2 protein-coding genes and 1 pseudogene are annotated in these 2,855 nt (G+C 46.0%); all 3 read left to right on the top strand.

The window, feature by feature from the left end:
* The first annotated feature begins 80 nt into the window (after positions 1-80).
* Entirely contained in the window at positions 81-956 is an 876-nt protein-coding gene (locus C5O24_RS12220) for an amidoligase family protein (RefSeq protein ID WP_107681904.1), read from the top strand.
* A gap of 92 nt (positions 957-1,048) precedes the next feature.
* On the top strand, positions 1,049-1,609 hold the full coding sequence (locus C5O24_RS12215) for a class II glutamine amidotransferase (protein WP_107681903.1): 561 nt from the start codon (positions 1,049-1,051) through the stop codon (positions 1,607-1,609).
* A 132-nt stretch (positions 1,610-1,741) separates the two neighbouring features.
* Positions 1,742-2,855, top strand: a pseudogene (locus tag C5O24_RS12210) (hypothetical protein); the annotation flags it as partial.

The following is a 2,855-nucleotide window of genomic DNA, read 5'->3' as shown; positions in this document are numbered from 1 at the left end:
TGTAGATTAAAGTAAACACCTTAACTTTGCATCGTAATCAATAACCACAATAAGTTAAACCCCTTAAAACCCCAAGCGTTATGAAGACTCTTAACGAACAAGTAAACGAAATCAAGGCTGCTAACACCAGCAAGAACTCAAAGAAAGCCGCCCTCGCTAAACTGGGCATTACACCCTACGAAATCGACCTCTTGCTTGAGGGCGTTGAGTGCGCTACCCGTGGCCGCTTCACATTTGGCGTTGAGATAGAGTGCTTCGTCAACCGTGGCGCAATTAGAACCGCCGCAGAACACACCGGCATGGCCTACGAATACGAGGGCTACAACCACCGCGACGGTCACGACTACTTCAAGTTTGTCACTGACGCATCAGTGCGCGGCATGACTGACCCCATCGAGTGTGTGTCGCCGGTGCTTGCAGGCGTAAACGGCAAGAACGCCCTTAAAAACGCCGTCAAGACGCTTAACACCGCCGGCGCAAACGTCAATCAAACATGCGGTCTGCATGTGCATATCGGTGCATCTAAACTGACCGCAAAGCAATACTGCAACGTGTTTGTAAACTACGCCTACCTTGAGGCCGTCATAGATACCTTTATGGCCCGCTCGCGTCGCGCTGACAACGCCGGATACGCTCACACGCTGCAAGACCACATCTTCTATCTTGAAAGTGCCGTGACGGTTGAAGACATACGACGTGCCCTCTGCAACGACCGCTACCACAAAGTCAATGCCGAAAGCTACCGCCGTCACAAGACCATCGAGTTTAGACAGCACGCCGGCACGACCAACTACGAAAAAATCATCAACTGGGTTAGCTTCTGCGGAAAGCTCGTCATCTGGTCAAAGAAAAACCGACTGACCGCCCCGGTAGCAAGCATCGACGAGATACCATTTCTCAACGCAGAGGAGAAGTCATTCTTTAAGGCACGTGCAAGCCACTTTGCAAGCCTTTAAGACATCAATCAGGGTCAGGGGTTGAAACATACCCCTGACACCGATTAAAACCCCTACAAGCATTTCTAAACATCAAAATAAAGAATATCATTATGTGCGTCATCATAGTAAAGCCGGCAGGCGTTAAAATGCCAGAAAACGACATCATCAAGGCAGCCTACAAAGCAAATCCCCACGGTTGCGGTTTCATATCCCCATCAACCTTTTATAAGGGGATGAGCTTCGATAGTTTCAAAAGACAACTGAAAAAGGTATCAGATGAAGAGCCTTGCATCATACATTTTCGCCTTGCGACACATGGCTCAATCAAGCGAGCCAACTGTCACCCCTTTAATCGTGGCGATGTATGGTTCGCACACAACGGAATACTAAGCATCATACCGCAGGGGGATATGACCGATAGCGAAACCGCTTTTCAGAATATCATCTACCCGGCTATTGAGAAATTTGGCTATGGGTCTATGCAGATGGATAGAGCCGTTTCAAAGGTCATTGGCTATTCAAAATTTGCCTTTTTGCAAGGCGATAAACTGAAAATGTATGGCGAGTTCATCAAGCAAGATGATGGATGCTATTATTCAAACTTGCGCTTTATGCCTTATGTGGGCTGGGTACGGAATAGCCGTCACCGGTCTTACGCAATGGGTTATTGATTACATAAAAGTCATGGGGTTTAACCTATGCTTCGCCCTGACATTGGGCGAAATTACGACTACTTTTCAAAGGTAGCGATTAAGCGAGGTAACATTTGGGTTACTTCGCTTTTCTTTTGCGTCTTTTGCAGTATGCTAACGATATACGATACCGCAAACGAGATACGTTTTCAGACACCCATCAATAAAGGCTCTAAAAGGGTCGTAGAGTTGATGGGGTCTGATTATGTTTTGCTTAAATTCAGCGTTAGCAAGCCTATTTACTTTCAGTTGGGCGATTGGTGCGATGTGCCGGGTTTTGGCCGCTTTGAATTGGTTGAGTTGTATAATCCCACTTACAACAAATCAACCGGGGGCTATGATTATGAATTAGAACTTGAAGCCTATTATTGTAAATGGCGAAATAAGATTTTCAAGTACACCCCTGAAACCGGTGGTCGCGAGGCTTCGTGGAGTCTTACTGCAACCCTTGATGTGCATTTAGGCGTATTTGTGCGCAATCTTAAAGCATTAGGATATAAGTACAACGAGCAGGAGTTTATCTTTTCAATAGATAGCACGGTCACGCAGTCAGCAAAACTTCTGACCTACAACAATACGGATATGATAACCGCCCTTAATATGATGGCGGAAGCGTGGGAGTGTGAATGGTGGATTGAAGACCATGTGATTTATTTTGGCAGATGTGAAATTGGCACACCGATTGACTTTGAGCAAGGCGTGAATGTGGCTGACATATCAAGTTCAGGCAATAAGAATGTTTACGCCACCAGAATCTATGCTTTTGGCTCAACGCGGAATATTCCCGTAAACTATCGCCCCGTTGATGAAACCGTGGTTGTCAATGGCATCGTGCAGAAACGACTTATGCTCCCTGTCGGAACTCCCTATGTGGATGCTTATCCCAATATGCCGACTGAGGCAGCAGTGGAGCAGGTGGTGGTCTTTGATGACATATATCCACGGACTGACGGAACGATTGACTCTGTAAGCACATATACCGATACTGTCACAAACGATGATGGTACGACAAACACGGAAACATTCTATCGATTCAAGGATAACCATATTCAGTTTTCGCAGGATTACATTCTTGAGAATGAGGAACTTCACATCATTTTTCAGTCTGGTAAATTGAACGGATTGGATTTTGGCGTGATGTTTAATCCCCTCGGAGTGTCTGAAAAATTATCAGATGGTTCTTGGAATCCTGATGCGCAACTTTGGGAGATTGTGGCAAATGAAG

It is taken from the genome of Paramuribaculum intestinale, from assembly GCF_003024925.1.
Taxonomy (GTDB): Bacteria; Bacteroidota; Bacteroidia; order Bacteroidales; family Muribaculaceae; genus Paramuribaculum; species Paramuribaculum intestinale.
The sequence above is the reverse complement of the archived record's forward strand: the minus strand, read 5'-3'. Positions and strand labels throughout refer to the sequence as shown.

Excerpts from the sequence above, each read along its gene's own strand:
- C5O24_RS12220 (WP_107681904.1), top strand. The coding sequence starts at position 81 with ATGAAGACTCTTAACGAACAAGTAAACGAAATCAAGGCTGCTAACACC.
- C5O24_RS12215 (WP_107681903.1), top strand. The coding sequence starts at position 1,049 with ATGTGCGTCATCATAGTAAAGCCGGCAGGCGTTAAAATGCCAGAAAAC.